Source organism: Dyadobacter sp. 22481 (assembly GCF_052044875.1).
GTDB classification, from domain to species: Bacteria; Bacteroidota; Bacteroidia; order Cytophagales; family Spirosomataceae; genus Dyadobacter; species Dyadobacter endophyticus.
In genome coordinates, this window is the sequence record NZ_JBQENV010000005.1 from 1 (window position 1) to 17,426 (window position 17,426).

8 protein-coding genes are annotated in these 17,426 nt (G+C 50.8%); 3 read left to right on the forward strand and 5 right to left on the reverse strand.

Annotated features, from left to right (window positions below; all coding sequences use genetic code 11):
- Positions 1-1,801, forward strand: a 1,801-nt coding sequence (locus tag ACTJJJ_RS28270) for a T9SS type A sorting domain-containing protein (protein ID WP_440703710.1), incomplete at its 5' end; no start/stop codon positions are given.
- Positions 1,802-1,939: 138 nt separating this feature from the next.
- Here the strand turns inward: ACTJJJ_RS28270 and ACTJJJ_RS28275 are convergent.
- The 4 genes from ACTJJJ_RS28275 to ACTJJJ_RS28290 all read right to left on the reverse strand — a co-directional run bounded on the left by ACTJJJ_RS28275 (position 1,940) and on the right by ACTJJJ_RS28290 (position 8,904).
- Complete coding sequence (locus ACTJJJ_RS28275; protein ID WP_426293908.1) at positions 1,940-3,526, reverse strand: RagB/SusD family nutrient uptake outer membrane protein; 1,587 nt, start codon at positions 3,524-3,526, stop codon at positions 1,940-1,942.
- A 30-nt stretch (positions 3,527-3,556) separates the two neighbouring features.
- Entirely contained in the window at positions 3,557-7,111 is a 3,555-nt protein-coding gene (locus ACTJJJ_RS28280) for a SusC/RagA family TonB-linked outer membrane protein (RefSeq protein ID WP_426293907.1), read from the reverse strand.
- Positions 7,104-8,114 carry a FecR family protein gene (locus ACTJJJ_RS28285; RefSeq protein ID WP_426293906.1) on the reverse strand — a complete coding sequence of 337 codons (1,011 nt, stop codon included), beginning with the start codon at positions 8,112-8,114 and terminating at the stop codon, positions 7,104-7,106. The genes ACTJJJ_RS28280 and ACTJJJ_RS28285 overlap by 8 nt, the downstream gene beginning before the upstream one ends.
- A gap of 139 nt (positions 8,115-8,253) precedes the next feature.
- Positions 8,254-8,904 (reverse strand): RNA polymerase sigma-70 factor, encoded by a 651-nt coding sequence (locus ACTJJJ_RS28290; protein WP_188928052.1) that lies wholly within the window; start codon positions 8,902-8,904, stop codon positions 8,254-8,256.
- 489 nt (positions 8,905-9,393) lie between these two features.
- On the opposite strand from ACTJJJ_RS28290, the gene ACTJJJ_RS28295 reads away from it, so the two are divergent.
- Positions 9,394-9,954 carry a helix-turn-helix domain-containing protein gene (locus ACTJJJ_RS28295; RefSeq protein WP_229221177.1) on the forward strand — a complete coding sequence of 187 codons (561 nt, stop codon included), beginning with the start codon at positions 9,394-9,396 and terminating at the stop codon, positions 9,952-9,954.
- A 154-nt stretch (positions 9,955-10,108) separates the two neighbouring features.
- Positions 10,109-11,350, forward strand: coding sequence for an ice-binding family protein (locus ACTJJJ_RS28300; protein WP_426293905.1), 1,242 nt, complete (start codon positions 10,109-10,111; stop codon positions 11,348-11,350).
- Positions 11,351-11,479: 129 nt separating this feature from the next.
- Here ACTJJJ_RS28300 and ACTJJJ_RS28305 read toward each other — a convergent pair whose 3' ends face one another.
- Positions 11,480-17,368, reverse strand: a complete 5,889-nt coding sequence (locus ACTJJJ_RS28305) for an Ig-like domain-containing protein (RefSeq protein ID WP_440703711.1) — start codon at positions 17,366-17,368, stop codon at positions 11,480-11,482.
- Between the last annotated feature and the right edge of the window lie 58 nt (positions 17,369-17,426).

The following is a 17,426-nucleotide window of genomic DNA, read 5'->3' on the forward strand; positions in this document are numbered from 1 at the left end:
GCCTTCGCTCCCATCGGGCTGGCTCAACACAGGTGAAAACCTGGGAACCGCTGCCGGTAACGACGGAACGGTCAATGGTGTGCTGACGGGCATAGAAGTGACAACAACGGATGTGACCAACGCCAATTTCGGGGTACAGGTCCCACCGGTTACGACAAATGCAGCAGTGCCTTCACAACCCAATCCGGGGGGTGTGGTAACGGTCGATATTTCGGACGAGTTTGATTTTACAGACGCTGACGGAACAGTCGAAACCATTACATTCACTGAATTCCCAGAGAATGTGACAACGGTGACCATCAATGGTGTTACCTATGTAGCTCCGGGTGAAACACCGGGCACAGGACAAACCGCATGGCCGGACTCATTAACGGTTCCGGTAACAGGTCTTTCTGTTTTGATTGACCCTATCGACGGCGCTGTGACCGCCTCTGTTCTTTTTGTAGTAACAGATAACGGTGGTGCGGTAAGTAATGAAAGCACGGTAACGGCTCCATTCACTGCACCGGCAGTTGGTCTTTCCGGCAATGTCTTCCACGACGCCAATGCATTGACCGACAGTACAGTCAATACCACCTCGGCCATTGCTATTCCTAGTGGATTGTATGTGACGCTCGTGGATAGCACCGGAAATGCGGTAGCGACCGTTCCTGTCAATGCAAATGGTTCTTACGACTTCGGTAATGTAGTGCCAGGTACGTACAGCGTGGTATTGCATCAGACAGCGGCTGGCTCGACGACACCTAGCCTGCCTACCGGTTGGAATAACACCGGTGAACACCTGGGTACCAATGCAGGAAGCGACGGAACGGTGAATGGTATATTGCCAAACATCACAGTGACCACTACCGACGTGACCAATGCAAACTTCGGTGTGCAGCAGCCGCCGGTAGCAGATCCGAAGGATTACCTGATCGATCAGCCGACTACCGATGCGATCATCCCGCTCAACGGGACGCATACCAGCACCGGTACAGGCACGACCACGCCTGCTCAGCTGACAGGTACCGACCCCGAGGATGGTACATTGAATGGTTCAGGCAGAGATCGCACCGTGGTGATCACAACCCTTCCTGACAATGGCGAGCTGTATTACAACGGTGTGCTGGTAACGGCGGGACAAGTGATCCCGAACTACAATCCTGACTCGCTGGCTATCAAGCTCACAGGCACGGGTTACACCAGCATCAAGTTTGAATATGCTTACGTGGATGAGGCCGGCGAGCAATCACCGCCTGCACCATACACGATCCGCTGGGAAAAACCGCTTCCTGTCACGCTGGTGTCCTTCACTGCGACCGCGCGTGAAAATACTGCTGAATTGAACTGGGTAACCTCCGAAGAAACCAATTCGGAACGTTTCGAGGTACAACGCAGCATTGACGGCAAGTCGTGGAAGGCCATCGGCAGCGTACAGGCGCAGGGCGAAAGCAAGGTGAGAAAGACCTACGTTTTTGTTGATCACAAACCGGAGGTTGGCGATAACCTCTTCCGCCTGAAAATGATCGATATCGATGGCACGTTTGCATTCAGCGCTATCAGAAACGTTCGCTTTGAAAGCAAGCTGGAAAGCAGCATCTACCCTAACCCGGTTAGCAATGAGCTCACGCTCAAAGTTACCAGCTGGAAGCAGGTGAGAGCCATCCGGATCGACAACCTGGCAGGTTTGCAGGTTTACAGCTCAGGAGCGGCCTTATCAGGTAAGGTTGATGTAAGCAAACTCGATGCGGGCGTGTATATTCTGCGCATCACACACACTGACGGATCTGTTCACACACACAAATTCGTCCATATTAAATAATAACTGGCAGATGCCCTTGTACTGAGGGCATCTGCTTTTCTATGAGAAGTCGGCAAAAACTGCGCCACCTGATTCGTAACAAAACCCGCAGGTCTCTGCGGGTTTTGTTTTAAAATAGCCAGGAAACAATTTACTAACTTAGTTCCAATCGTCACTGATGTCTTTGGCCACGAGCGGATTGGTATTTTTCTCGGTCAGGGGAATGGGAAATAAAACGTGTTTGTCCTGAAAGAAAGATTGGCTGGAAGCAGGATATTTGGCTTTCTTTTCTGCGTTCAGGGTTTGCTTTGCGATACCCCATCGGATCAGGTCGAACCAGCGCACCTGCTCACCGGACAGTTCAAGCTGGCGTTCCAGCATGATCTTTTTCATCGCTTCATCCTTGTTGCCGAGCGTGGTGTAGGCAAATGCAGCGGAGCGCGTACGCACCTTATTGATCAGCGGCAGGGCCTCGGCGATTTTACCCGAATTCACCTGTGCTTCGGCCAGCATCAGCAGCACATCGGCATAGCGGATAACCTGCGAATTGATGTCCGATTGAGGCAATTCTCCTTTCTCTTTGTATTCGTAAGGCTCATATTTCCGCCACCGGTAACCGTTTCCATTTTCCGCATACGGGTAAGGTTTGGCGCCTCCTGTGCAGTTGTCGCAATAGTTGACGTCTCCCCCACTCGCCTTATCGCCGTAGAACGTGTTTTTAGCTCTCGGGTCCACGTAAGTTTTACCTGCTTCATCCTTGTAAGTGAAAGCATTAACGGCGGCGTCGGAGATAAATACATTTCGCCAGTCGTTCCACCCATATTCCATAGCACGGCCGGTCAATGTATTTTTTCCGCTTCCCGACCCTTCCTGCGACCCGAACATATAATAAGGGCTTCCTTCTGCCCAGCCGCCCCATGCCTTATGAGGAATATCGAAAACCGTTTCAGCATTTTTTACCGGCGATTTGGTAAAGAGCTCATCCAGGTTCGGGACAAGGTCGTAAGCGTAAGGCGCTTTGGTCAGCAACTCGAACTGGGCGGCTGCTTCGGCATATTTTTTCTGGTACAAATAGGATTTGCCCAGCAAAGCAATGGCTGCACCCTTGGTAGCCCTACCCAGGTCGGCAGCAGGGTTCGCATAAGCGACGGGCAATCCGGCAATGGCATTCGCCAGGTCGGATTCCACCTGTTTCCAGACCTCTTCCGTGCTGGCTCGCGGCAAATAAAATTCGCTGTTTTCACTGTAATCCTTGCGAATCGGCACCCTTCCCCAAAGTGTTACGAGCAGAAACTCCGCATAGGCCTTTAAAAAGTAAGCCTCGGATGTGTACTGCGTCAGTTTCGCTTTATCGGCGTCGTTGGCGGGAACCACCTTCGCAGCCTTATCGATCACCAGGTTCGCCCTGAATGTGACTTTATAGGCAGTAGACCAGAGATCATTGATCTGCGCATGATTGGGAGCGTAGCTGTAATCGTGCAGCTGTAACACGTCCCCCAAAAGCGGCGCATCTGCCTCGGCCTCATTGCCGGTCAGATCCATGAGATAGTAGAAGTCCCTCGAATACAGCCCCTTGTAAAGCATCAGACCATAAGTGGCCGTTACGGCTTCCGAAATAGTGGCTGGTGTAGTGAAATAGGTATCGTCGTTGTAGCTCACCTGGTTTACGACATTGTCCAGTGAATTGTCGCATCCGGCCATGGCCAGGCAGGCCAGCGTTCCCAGTGAAATTATCTGTTTTTTCATGATGCCTCAATGAAAATGAATGTTAAGAATTTAAAACCCAACCTGGACCCCGAGAAGGAAAGTACGCGGTTGCGGGTATTGACCGGTATCAACGCCTTTGGTGAAAATGAACGACTTGGCGTCATTCACACTCGCGCTGACTTCCGGATCATATCCCTTGTAACGGGTGAGAGTAAGCAGGTTCATGGCCGTGGCGTAGACCCGAAAGCTTGAAAACACCTTTGTGTTGCCGGCATTTAGTAATGCTTTTGGAATGGAAAACCCGACGGTCAGATTGCGGAGGCGCATAAATGAGCCGTTTTCGAGAAAGCGATCGGAAGCGCGCAGGTTGGAAGGCGTGTTCTGGCCGGACCTTGGCATGTCGGTAATATCACCGTCCTTTTTCCAGGCGTCCAGAACGGCCGTCGAGGAGTTGAAGGGGCGGGTTGTTCCCTCTGTCCAATAGCGCAATGCATTATAAACCTTCACATCGCCAATCCCCGCAAGGCCCATCGACAGGTCCCAGGCTTTATAACCCAGGCTCACCGAGCCGCCATAAGTCCAGACCGGAATGGCCGAGCCCAGAAATGCCTGGTCCGAATCGGTAATGCGTCCGTCCCCGTTCAGATCCTGGTATACGATATCTCCCGCCTTCAAACCATCCTGATAGGCTTTAAAGCCGTTCGCAATGGCCTGCTCGTTGTATTGGGCCACCTCGGTAGCGCTTGACACGACGTGGTCGACTTTGAAACCATAGAACGAACCGATTGCCGCACCCACATCGGTTTTGGTGATATTAATCCCTCCATTGGTGCCGCCGCTGATGATCGGCGCCCCGTTGCCCAGCGAAACGACATTGTTTTTGTTATAACCGGTATTCGCTGAAATACTGTAACTGAAATCGCCCGCCTGGCCCGCATAGGAAACCGCCGCTTCAAAGCCTTTGTTGACGGCGTTGGCTGCATTCTGTACCATGCTCGCATCGTTATAAACATCGCCCAGGCCCGTCGAAACCGGGAGTTTCACATCCAGCAGCAGGTCTTTACTGTTGCGTTTGTAGTAGTCCAGGCTTACCTGAAGTCTGTTTTGCAAAAGACCAAAATCAACACCGAAATCGACCTGTGTAGTCTCTTCCCATTTCAGGAACGGGTTGGGCACGCGGGTAACAGTCGCACCTTGCTGGAATGCCTTGTTTTCTCCAAAAGAATAGACAATGTTGTTGTTTCCGTAACCACGGTAAACGGTCGGATCGGTGAGGAAAAGGCCGATGTTGGCGTTTCCGGTAATGCCCCAGCTTCCGCGGAGTTTCAGGTCGGAAATGAAGGTGACGTTCTTCATAAAGTCCTCGTTGGCTAACTTCCACGCCACCCCTACCGACGGGAAGTTCCCTTTCCTGTAAGCTTTCCCAAATGCGGGGTTAATATCCTGCCGTATGGAGGCATTCACCAGGTACCTGTCATGAAAAGCATAGGTAATACGGCCGAAATACGATCGCGACGCATAAATGCCCGAGCCGGCACCGGTAATGCTGTTGGATTTGGAAACGCCGATCTGTTTGATGAGGTCATTGGTAAAACCAGCCCCTGTGAGGTTGACGCTCCGGCTTCTGTTACCTTCATTGAAAGTGTTACCCACCATGAGCGAGAAGTCGTGGCGGCCGATCGTTTTGGAATAGGTCAGAATATTTTCAACAATCGGCGAGACCGCGAATGAATAGCTCTCATCGATCTTGCGGTCCGTTCTGGTATTGCCGTTCAGATATTCACCTGTGTAATTGTAACTGTTGCTATTAGAAAGACCAATATTTGCCTGCGTTCTGAATTTGAGGCCATTGATAATATCTACCTCTCCCCAAAGCTGGAACAGATTAGAAACGCCGCGGGAAAGTTTCTCGGTCAGGTAAATGCCCGGCAAGGGATTCAGGGCGTCGTTCTGGTCGAGAATGGTGGTAACTCTGCTGTATCCGCCCAGGTTCGTCGGGTCCAGCGTAGGCGCGTAAGGCGGCATCCGAAGCGCCTCCACGAAGCTGGCGACGTTACCTGTTGTTTTGGTGTATTTAAAATTGATGGTCTGCCCCAGCCGTATCCGCTTGCCGATCTGCTCTTCCAGCTGCGTCCGCAAATTGATGCGCTGGTAGCCGTAATCCTTCATAATACCATCCTGATTGGTATAACCGGCAGAGAAATTATAGGTCGCTTTTTCGCTTCCGCCTGTCACATTTAAATGGTGCTCGGTGATCTTCGCATTCCTGAAAATCTCCTTTTGCCAATCGGTGCGGGTTACCAGTACATCGGGCGTATTGAGCTTGTCGGGTATCTTGTTCCCTTGCGCTTCATTGATGTCCTTCACCAGCTGAACATACTGTGCAGCATCGAGCATATCCAGTTTTTTCCATGGTTGCGAAACGCCCACGTAACCATTATATGTCACTTTCGGAGTGCCGGCTTTGCCTTTTTTGGTAGTAACTAAAACCACACCATTCGCTGCCGATGCACCGTAAATAGCCACCGAAGCGGCATCTTTCAGCACCGTAATATCCTGGATATCATACGGGCTTACAGAATTGATATCACCTCCCTGAATACCGTCGATCACATACAACGGGTCCGAATTAGTAAGGGAGCCTACACCGCGGATGATGATTTTGGCATTGGAACCCGGCAAACCGCCTGTATTCACGATCTGCACGCCGGCAATTTTTCCCTGCAAAAGCTGCTGGGCGGAGGTGGCCGACACATCGCCGAATTCCTTGCGGCCCACTACGGAAACTGCTCCCGTGAGGTCCTTCTTTTTAGCCGTTCCGTAACCGATCACGACCACTTCTTCTAACGCCTTGGTATCCACCAATAGCGAAACATCTACCACCGCACGATTGCCAACAATCTCTTCTTTGGGCAAATATCCCACAAATGAGAAGATCAAAACGGCGTTCGCATCTGCGCCAGTGATTTCATATCTACCGGCGATATCTGTTATCACCCCGCGCTGCGAGCCTTTGAGTACCACACTCACGCCCGGAAGCCCATCTCCGCGTTCATCGGTCACTTTGCCTTTTACAGTAACTTCTTCGGGACTCACTTTGGCGGTTTTCAAAACGGCAATAGCAGGCCTTCCCACGGGTTCGGTCGACATCGTCGGTGCCGAGTTAGCGCTTTCGAGGGTAGCAGTTCCGGTTTCGGAGGTCCTTTTCTCAAACCTTGGCACGATCACATATGCCTCTTTTCCTGCCTTTTTAAAACGGAGGTTGAATGGTTTGAGCAGGTCAGTCAACTGCTTTTCCAGCTTGCTACCATCCTGGCGGTAATCCGCTCCCGTCACTGTGATATTTCGTACTGTCTCCTCTTCAAACAATATACTCACCTGGTGCTGCTTGCCCAGGTCCACGAGCAGGTCTTTCAGGTTTTTGGCCCTGTTGCGGCTTTCTCCATGCTGGCCCTGGCGCGAACCAGCCTGGGCCGCAATCGGCTGGGCCGCAATAGGCTGGGCCGCAATAGGCTGGGCCGCAATAGGCTGGCTGGCCAATGAAATGCCCTGCGCTATGCAAAGTTGCTGAACAGATAACATGGTCAGCACGATACGGGTTTTTTGTAGAAATCTGCTACTCATGATTCGGGTTAGTTACTGATGTTCTCAATTCGATGAATTCGCTATGTTTTACCACTTCCAGATGGAGCAGCTCGGATAAGATGGCCAGCAAGTCTTCGGCCTGCCTGGCTTTGTAGACGCCGCCAATGCGGCGCTTACCCAGAACGGGATCGAGTATACGCACATCTACTTTGAAGCGGTCGTTCATCTGTTCCACCGCCTCCGATAAAAGGGTATTGTCGAAATAGAACATATCCTGCTTCCAGGCCACAAATGCGGCTGGTTTGGATGAGGACGTAAGGGTAAACGCGCCGTTGGATCCGGTAGCGAAGAGGTTGCCAGGCTTCATGTAAAGCTGCTTTCCCTTAGGCAGGCTCAGTTTTACTTTGCCTCTTGTCAGGAATACTTTGGTGCCTCGTTTTCTGGAAAATGCAACAAATTCGGTACCAAGCACTTCTATCACATAATCATGATCCATTCGCACGATAAAGCGGCTATCCTCCCTGGTATGAACGACTTTGAATTCCGCCTCTCCTTCCAATGTCACCTCCCTGTTGCCTGAACCGAAACCGAGCCTCGGAACGAGCAAGACAGAATTAGCATTGAGCACCACCTGCGTGCCGTCGGAGAGCTGATAGGAAGAGATACGCCCGTTACCGGAAACCAGCGATTGGTACAGCAGCTCATTTCTAAAAACAAAACCGGCTACCATCAGCACACAGGCGGCCGCGGCGCTGTACAACCAGGGGTTTTTCCAGAAAATAGACCGCGTCGACACAGGTTGCGACAATGGGGCCTGCTTGCCGGCATCCTCGTTGTTGATCAATGAAATGTAATTTGACAGCGCGTGATCCATCTTCGGTGAGAACTGCGGATGGCGGCTTTCCCACTCATCCAGATATTGATAATAAAGCTCCTCATTATGCGGATCGGCAAGCCAGTCCTCGACGAGCTTGCGCTGAATGGATGTGGTCCGTCCATCAAAAAAATCGAACAGGACATCTTTGGGTAGGGAATCTTTCATTTTATGCTTTTTAGCTTTTACGGGCTTTTAGGATCCTTTCAGGGCAACCACAACACCATTGTCCGGCAGGACACGGTGATGTTTATTTCAAAGGACAGACAAGCAGGATGCGCGCATCCCCATGCCGGGCCTCACACTTTTATTGAAAGCAGAAGACAAGACATATAAACCAACTGTCTTTCAACCCGTTGCGAAGCCTTGCAATGGCACGGGTAATGAGTGCCTCCACGGATTTGGGGGTAATCTGAAGCTCGGCAGCGATTTCTTCCAGCGTTTTGCCTTCTACACGTTTCAGCAAATACGCTTTCCTGCATTGCGGCGGCATTTCCTGCACAATGCGCTCCACCTGCTGGTAGAGCTCATTGTATTGCAATGCCTCGCAGGGATTAAGCGCATGGGCCGCGAAAGGCGCAGTCAGCGTCTCCATCGGGGAAGTGCGGTTCAAGTCCCATTTCAGGTAGTTGTACGACCGGTTACGGACCGATTTGTACAGATAAGCACGGTAGGAAGTGGTGACCAGCTCAAAAGTGCGGCTTTGCCAGAATGCAGCAAACACTTCCGAGACAATATCCTCGGCCACTTCTCTGGAATGCACAAAGCGGATCGCGTGGTTGCACAAATTGGTGTAGTACTTCCTGAAAAGCAGCTCGCATCCCTTTTGAGGCTCCCGGCTGAACATTTCACGGATGAGGTATTCATCATGGAGCATGACCGGTTCGTTGTCCTGCGCAGAAAGATCCACGATCTCGGGCGATTGGAGCGGTAATTTTTTGGTAGAATTAATGGCCATAGCGTTTCATTAAACCATTTGCAGATTTTGCAGTTCGATCTTACAGACAAGTCCGCATGACCCATCCCCATACTATAAATAATATTTTTTTTTCAGCAAATAATTCAATTAACCCCAGTTTGTGCGACAGGATTTATATTGCATAAATTATTCTCTCTGTTTTTCTGGCTGAGTTTTTTACTTCTTAAATCAGGAAATCGACGATACCCTGGTCGCAGAACTCTTTAGTGGCGGGTTTTTCTGTCCGCAGAGCTGGTATTATGTTTTGAAATTTTGGGACATTTTTGTGGTGAATTGAAATTTCATCCGGCCGTTTGGCGTGGTTATTGCTAGTGTATCATTGGTATTGAATTAAGTCCCGTCCGACATGGATTGCATAATAGGTGATCCGAATTTGACGCAACAAATTAGAACCGTATTTAACCCACTAAAGACATATGCAATAAAATCTAAACTGGCTGACAAGGCTGATGACTAAACTGTGCACGGATGAGACTTTACATTAAATATATGGTCAGTTTGCGGTGCAAAATGATGGTAAAAGAAGAACTGAAAAAGCTTGGCATCAGGTATACTGATCTTGACCTGGGTATGGTGGAAATACTTGAAGAAATGACAGTCAAACAGCGGGAGCGGCTGAAAGCAAATCTGCTCAAATCAGGACTTGAATTACTGGACGACAAAAAGAGTATACTGATCGAAAAAATAAAAAATGTGATCGTTGAAATGGTACATTACTCCGACGAATCGCCTAAAATCAATCACTCCGAATACATCAGCAATAAGCTCGGTTACGATTATACGTATCTTGCCAACATATTCTCCGAAGTGAAGGGCATTACCATACAGCAGTTTATTATTATAAACAAAATTGAACGAGTAAAGGAGTTGATGTTATACGATGAGCTCAACCTCACAGAGATTTCCTATAAGCTGAATTACAGCAGTGTCGCTTATTTGTCTAACCAGTTTAAAAGAATTACAGGTCTTAGCCCATCCTTTTATAAGCAATTAAAAGGAAAACGAAGCGGGAATCTTGAAAACATATGATTTGAAGAGGTAATAGTAAAGAAAACCTATCACTTTTTATCCCAAAAGAAATGTGTGAATATGGTAACTATTTCTACACTTTTTGTAACACTATTGGATAGCAAAGGGCTCATCTTTGCATTGTGAAAATTATTTCACAGCTATTCCAAATGATATGAAAACGTCTACATTCATCACGCTGGCCGTCATTATTTCAGCCGCTTTCACTGCTGCGCCAGGTTTGGCCCAAACGGCGCCGAGCTTAGGAACCGCAGCCGGATTTGCCCTTTTTACCTCCGTAGGGGAGTTTGCCAACACCGGTACCACCGCCGTAACAGGTGATATTGGCAATGGTGCTGGTGCCGTAACGGGGGATGCAGTAACAGTTACAGGTAATACGCACTTCGGAGATGTGCAGGGAGTCGCTGCTACGTTAGCCGTTGCAGCAGCCTACGCGCAACTGACAAACCCCATTTTAAACCCATGCGGAAATACTCTGACTTCCCCTATCGGCGGTGGCGCTACATTTGCTCCTGGGGTTTATTGTAGTACAACGGCTACGGTCTTGACCGGAGACCTGACTTTGGATGCAGGAGGCGATCCGAACGCAATATTTATTATAAAAATAGACGGTGCGCTTTCGGTAACCGCTCCGGTAAACATTATACTGACGGACGGTGCATCGCTTCAAAATGTTTACTGGCAAGTTAATGGTGCGGTCAGTTTAGACGCCGGGTCAGCTTTTAAGGGGACCGTAATCAATGTCGGCGCGATCTCACTTGCCTCGGGAGCTTCCATTTCCGGCAGAGCCTTTTCAACGGCGGGAAAGATTTCGCTTAATAACAATATTGTTTCCAATGAAGAGGTTGTTTTGCCTGTTACGCTGGTGGCTTTTACCGTCAAAAAAGGAGAAAATCAGACTGCTTTGCTGTATTGGGCCACTACTGCGGAAACAAATAGTGACCGCTTTGAAGTTGAGCACAGTTCGAAGGGTAAAATCTGGAAAGAGATTGCAACAGTTACTTCAAAAGGTGAAAGCCGCGAACTGATGTCCTATTCTTTCACTGATACGGCGCCGGAAGAAGGGAATAATCTTTATCGTTTAAAGATGATAGACAAGGACGAGAGTTTTACGTATAGCAGTATACGGAGCATTAGTATAAATTCGAAAAGCAAAACAGCTTTATATCCCAATCCAACCACTGCTCAATTAATATTGGAGGTGAGCGATATCAGCAAGATTGAGCGTGTACAATTCAATGATATGTCCGGAAAGTTGATTTTGGATCAAAAAAGAAGTTCTTTATCAGATATCCGTACTTCTTTCAATGTGAATAATTTTCTTTCCGGCTTATACATAGTAAAGGTGACACACACGAACGGATCAGTTGATGTGATGAAGATAGTGAAACGGTAGCCCGGGCTGGCCTTGCTATACGCACACTATTATAGTGAAGGTCCGGATTAAATCAACCGCCATAAAAAGTCCGGATCAACCTGGGCTGATCCGGACGGAAACTATTAATTACGAACTGAGACTATGCTACTAGCGCTTCACAACCTTCAATACAACGCCTTCCCGCGCTGAGCCTACCTTAATCAGGTAAAGCCCTGCGGTTTTGCCGAGCGGCAATGTGTGTCGCTCCTGGTCGGCTGGTTTTGGGATTGATTTGCTAAACAAAGAACGGCCATTCACGTCGGTAACCGTCACTTGGAGCGGCAATGCATTGGCGCCGGTTATGACAACCTCGGCCTCATCGCTGCTTATTGGATTTCCCATCAGCGTCGCGGTCAGTTTGGCTGGTACTATTTCATTTTCGATTACACCAAACCGGCCATTTGCCAGAGCTGCCGGTTCCTGGCCATACACGAGCTGCCCTTTGTAATACACGGTTATCTTATTGTTTTCCGCAAATGGCGCCGCTGCTTTGAAGGAATAATCATTGGTTTCATCAAATACAGACCAATCCGATTTCGCGATCCGGTACTGAATGTTGCCGGTGCTGCTGAGCGGGTACAGTTTTCCAAGTGAAGGCGCCCCTTTCAGCTCGAAATAGGTGTTGGCATTGGCTCTCTGCTGGTTGCCTGTGAACTGGCCGGAGATATTTCCGGCGCCCAGCTTCGCGAAGTCGATCCAGTAGTTCAGGCTCGCGGTGCCGTCGGACGTAAACCAGTAGCGGACAGAAAGATCGGCATAGTCCACCGGCACATTGCCAGCGTTCTCCACTTTAATCCAAGTGCTCAGCGAGGTCGGTGAAGCGCTGGTGTTTTTGTTTTCGGAAAAAACCTTCAAACTCTGCACCACCGCAGCCGTGTCGGGCTCAATGCCCCACCACAGCTTACCGTTGCGGTACAATGTAATATGGTTGTTCACCGCATATTCAGAACTACTTTTGAACGAATAGTCATCGGCCTCAGCAAGGTTCTCCCAATTCGCATTGGCAAACCTCGACTGTATCGCTCCCGAGTTCGCACCCGCATTCAGGTTACCCGCAGATGCGTTGAATGCATATTCGACATACCCCAATGCGCCCTGGCGTGGCTTATCAAGCGCTACATAAGCCATGGAAACCTTACCATTCCCGATTTCGGCATAGTCGATCCATTTGCTGATGCCCGCGTAATTTTCGGCGGTAACCCAGTAACGCGCAGTTAGCTCGCTGTAAGGAATGGCAGCGGGGCTTTCGTTGGCAATGGTCAGGTAAGGTTTGATGTTGTTATTATTTAGCTGCCCGTTGTCACCATCCTTGTAAAGCACTTTCAAGCCCGATGAAACCACCAGCGTTCGGCTTGAAGGCTGGGCCGGGCTGTATGTGGCATTACCACTTTGCGAGGCCGTAATAACGGCGCTTCCTGGTGCAACAACCCGCACTTTTCCGTTCGAGACAACGGCCACGGTCGTATCCGAGCTTGCATAACTCACCGGCAAACCGGAGCTTGCCACCGCACCCGGGTCGAAATCAGCATCACCGAATGTCTTGGCCGGCAAGCTGTCCAGCGAAACGGTTTGGCCGATCAATGCAGGAGGCGTGATGGCCAGGCAGAAATCGTCTAGCAAAAGATTACCGGTCGGGCCGGCTTTGGAAGCCCAGAAACCGATGGTAGCGGCATTGGCGGGGGCGAGTTTGGTGACAGTATATTTGGTATAAACCGTGGCCGTAGGCGAAGGATAGATCTGAAACTGTGTGGAGGCGGTGGTAATTTTAGCACCTTGCGCATCATAGAAATCAATCCCAACACCAGCCCACCACGGCATGATCAGTTGGGCAGGGTTACCGGGATTCGGCGTACCTTCCACTTTGGCCCAAACATCGAAAGTGATTTCCGAGCCTGCCGTAACCGTAATGGTTTTTCCATAATTAATAGCGCCCTGGTCTGCTGTGATAACGGCCGCTTTCAATCCGCTCTGGGTTGAAGTGCCTATCGTTGCCACTCCGTTGTTCGGGTTTCTGATCCAGTTTACAAAACCGCTTTCAAAACCATTGTTGGTAAGCACCCCGCAAGATCCTGCGCTCACCACCGTAAGGGCCGAGGCGGAGGAAACGCCGCCTGCATCCTGTGCTGTCGCGTTAATGCTGGCCGTGCCGACTCCCACCGCCGTTACGACGCCGGCTGTGTTCACCGTCGCAATCGCAGTGTTCGAAGACGTCCAGACAACCGTTTTGTTGCTCGCATTCAAGGGAGCGATCGTCGCCTTAATGGTTGTCGTATCGCCCACGCCAACGGTGGCGGCTGGTTTGTTTAATGTAACAGCGGTAATCAGCACATTGGAAGCGGTAACGACGCTGCTTGCTGTTTTGCCGCCGTCTTGTGTGGTAACTGTCACAGTCGCCGTGCCGGGCGCAATACCTGTGAGTACACCGTTTTGATCTACTGAAACAATGCCCGCGTCGGAGCTCGACCAGGCCAGTACCTTATTGCTGGCGTTGGCTGGCTGAATGGTTGCGGCAAGTGTAGTGGAATTGTTGACCCCGACCGAAGCGGTAGAAGGCAGCGTTACGCCGGTTACGTCAATGTTATAGGCTGTAATCGTCGACGAGGCTGTTTTGCCGCCTTCGTCGGTGGTGGCGGTGACGGTAGCATTGCCCGGCGAGATTCCCCGCAAAAGACCGTTTGCATCAACCCCCACAACGGATGTGTTCGACGAGGTCCAGGTAACTTTGCGGTTTGTCGCATTGGCCGGCAGTATCACGGCTGATAACCTGGTGGTATCCCCCACGCCTACCGAAGCCGTGGCCGGGTTTACGGCCACTGAGGTCAATGGCGTCAATCCTACCTCTATTGCGTTGATGGCGGGATAGTTTAAATTTGCAATAGGCCGGAACACCATCCGGATCTGGCCAGCAGTAGTTGATCTGATGGCAAACTCCCGAACGATGGCTTTATTTCTGCCGCCAGCTTCCGTGAAAATGTCAAAGTTTTTAAGCAGTGTATCCGCGCCGACCGTCATATGAAATTTCCTTTTTCCTGCTGTAATAGTCGTTGAGATTTCTGCAAAATGCAGTCTTACCACATACAATGCATTCGGGATCAGGTTATCATATTGGTAGATCAGCGGCTGTCCGGCGTTACGCTGGGTTTTGTAGGCATCAGCAGGCGCAGGGTTTACTACTCCGCTCAGATCTATCGCTGTCGTAACAGTAGAAGTCCACATAGATGCGGATTGCGGTGTATCTGCGATAAAATTGCCGATGGTAGGGCCGCCGCAGTTGTTGGCAATAACAACGGTTCCAACTGTCAACAGGGATGTCGCTGTTTTTGCGCCGTCATCTGTGGTAACGGTAATGGTCGTTGTGCCCAGCTTTAAGCCTGTAACCAGTCCGCTGGGGTTGATCCGGGCAACGGTTGTGTCTGATGAAGCCCAGCTTACTTTTTTGTTGGTTGCATTGGCGGGGGCCACCGTTGCGGTCAGATTTCTGCTCGTACCTAATCCTATTGTGATCGCAGGGTCAAGCACTACTCCCGTCACACCAATGACGGGCGTGACCTTGATACTGCTCTGGGCTGTTTTCCCACCATCCTGCGTGGTGACGGTAATGGTGGCTACACCAGCAGCCACGCCGGTAACCAATCCGCTTGCGTTAACGGTAGCAATGCCCGCGTCGGAGGATGTCCAGCTCACGGCATTGTTGGTCGGGTAAGTGGGTGTGAGCGCAGCTTTCAGTTGTTTGGTAAAACCCACTATCACAGAATCCGCAGCGGGTGTTACCGCCACCGAAACCACCGGGCCGCCCGATGGCTCACCCACAAAAATTCCGTTTCCGCCGATGCCCAGATATACCCTGCCGTGTAAATCGGCTGCCATATTGCTCACGATCCCCGGAACCGGGTTGGCAATCGTCGTCCAGCTGGCCCCATTATCATCGGAACGGAACACACCGTAGGAGACACCGTTGATGGCAGTGCCTTCCGAGCTCACGTAGATTACCGGATTGGAAGCAGCCGTCGTATCCGCCTTCCCGACAGCTACCCATTTGGGTTTGGTAATTACTGTGGGGTTTACTTTGGTAAAACTCTGTCCGCCATCCGTAGAGTGAAAAAGCCCGTCGCCCGAGAATGCGATCCACAAATCTCCTTCCTTGCCCGGGGTTGTTTCCACATTCATTTGCGCCACATTGCCCACATTAGGCAGGTTCGTAGCAGCAGTTGCCGCAAAGTTCACACCGCCGTCCGTACTCACATACATCTTGCCCGCAGCATAAATATAAAACTTGTTGCCGTTCACCTTGTCGGCAGCCAGCGGGTTCATGCCCGCCCAGATCTCATAAATACTGCCCGGTTTTAAAACTGCATTGGGCACCCCATTACAAGGCGTCCAGTTTACCCCCAGGTTGGAGGACTGATAGGTAAGGCCGCCTTGGGTCACCCAAACCATTTTGGTGCTCGTTGCCGAAACGGCAATCCTGCCCCTTGTTCCGGGCAGTGAGGCGAATTTAGTATAGGAATCTCCGCCATTGGTAGAATAGCCGCCTATCCCTGTACCATTCCAGCCATCGCTGCCTACCCTGGCGATAAAGTCAGGATTTGAGTATTGGATTGCGCCGCCGGATGTGTTGGTACCCGTATTGGTTGCAAAAAAACTGGATATTCCTTTCGCCGGCGGCAAATCCAGCGATTTATGGTCAAAGCCACCGACATCACCGGTGGTGGATACCAGAAAATTGGAGCCGGAAGGCGGGCAAACCAACGGACCGGCTACGACAATTTCTTCCAGGCCGTTATTACGCAATTTCCAGGTAACCCTGCTCGCCCACACATTCGTCGTCTGGCCTACATCGAGCATATCCGAGAACCAGACCTGGCCTGCATTGAATGGGTCCCACACAAAGCCATTGATATTGTGACCAATATTTCCGTCGGCACCGCTTCCACTTGAATGCGGAGCCTCGGTGACATCCCGGGTAGCGGGCACCAGCGCCGTCCAGCTCCCACCGCTTCCGCCCGTCGTGCTGCGGTAAGCGATATCGTGGTTCCATGAACCGGTCGTTGTAACGATAATCTCGTTGCTGTTGGCAGGATTCACACCCACACCACTGAATTCCTTGCCGGTAACCGGCGTAATGTCGACCCAGCTGCTGCCATTCCATTTGTTTAGAGTCATTCCTCCCAACGGGCGGTTCGCATTTTGCGGCAACCTCGTCACGAAAAAGGTACCGTCATTACTAATGCTCGCGCGACGTGGCTCAGTGGGGCTGCCGGCCATCAGTGCAAACGTATTTCCGCCGTCGGTGCTCCGGTACACGCCATCGCGGCTGCCCAGAAAGATATTGCGGGTGACGCCGTTCACTACCCCACCGCTTTTGTCGAAAAAGATAAAACGCCCCGGCAAGTTATCCGGCAATGTCGTATTTACCTTCGTCCACGAGCCAACCGCGCCCGCGGCGGTACTTTTATAGGTTCCATTTGCGCGGGTGGTGATATACACGACATTGCTATTGTTGGGATCCACCGCCAGCCGGTCCGAATAAGTCTGATCGCTGTTGGGGAGCACCTGTATCGGGAGCTGGCAATCTGTCCAGGTAGCGCCCCTGTCGGTCGATTTCAGCACCGTTCCCGGGGAAGTTCCACCGCCTGGAACGGTGCCCTTACCTGTCTGGTGGGTCGCGTACAAGATATTTCCGGTCGCATCACTTGGGTCAAATGCGAGGTCGCCGCATTTGGCCGCGGCTTCCCAGTTCCAGTAGGTAGTGGGAATTTTGTCGTACCACATCAGGTCTTCCCATTTCTGGGCTGCGTGGTTCCACCGATAGGGCGTACCTACATCGGTGGTAATGAAAAAAAGGTTAGGGACTTTTGGATGCGCTTTAATGCTTGTAACGTTGCCGCCTCCGCCCATTTTCACGGGCCGCCAGTTGTAAGTCTGTGCGCTGGCGAAAAAATGTAAGGCGCCTGTCAATGCAATCAACAGGGCCACCATTCGGATTGATCTTTTCATAAATGTTGCTTTTCGTAAGATGTAACTCGTAAAACACCTCTTACAGACAAGCAAAAAG